Origin of the sequence: Psychroserpens sp. XS_ASV72 (assembly GCF_041224425.1) — a bacterium.
In the GTDB taxonomy this organism is placed as follows: domain Bacteria; phylum Bacteroidota; class Bacteroidia; order Flavobacteriales; family Flavobacteriaceae; genus Psychroserpens.
Genome location: NZ_JBGFGL010000028.1, coordinates 1 through 346, shown reverse-complemented (window position 1 = coordinate 346; position 346 = coordinate 1). Strand labels below are relative to the sequence as shown.

1 pseudogene is annotated in these 346 nt (G+C 50.3%); it reads right to left on the bottom strand.

Annotation, left to right across the window (positions count from 1 at the left end):
* A pseudogene (locus AB9K26_RS00150) lies at positions 1 to 346 on the bottom strand (hypothetical protein); the annotation flags it as partial.

Here is a 346-nt window from a genome sequence, read left to right as displayed (position 1 = left end):
GGAATAAGTTACGGTCACGTTACCACAAGTATCGGTGGCCGTAGCCGTTCCAGTAGCTGCAGGATCGGTACTTTCGGTACATTCCACGGTAGCATCGCTAGGCAATGTAAGCACTGGCGCAGTAGTGTCCACGACGTTTATTGTCTGCACTAGGTTTGTTTCGTTTCCACAGTCATCGACAAGCGTCCAAGTTCTTGTGATTACGGATTCGTTTGCACAGGAGCCATCAGCCACGGCATCAGAATATGTTGCTTCCAATCCATTTGAGCAGTTGTCCGCTTCATCGGTCACGTCACCAGTAAGCGTCAAATCGTTGGCATCCTGGTCGCACTCGATAGTGGTACCA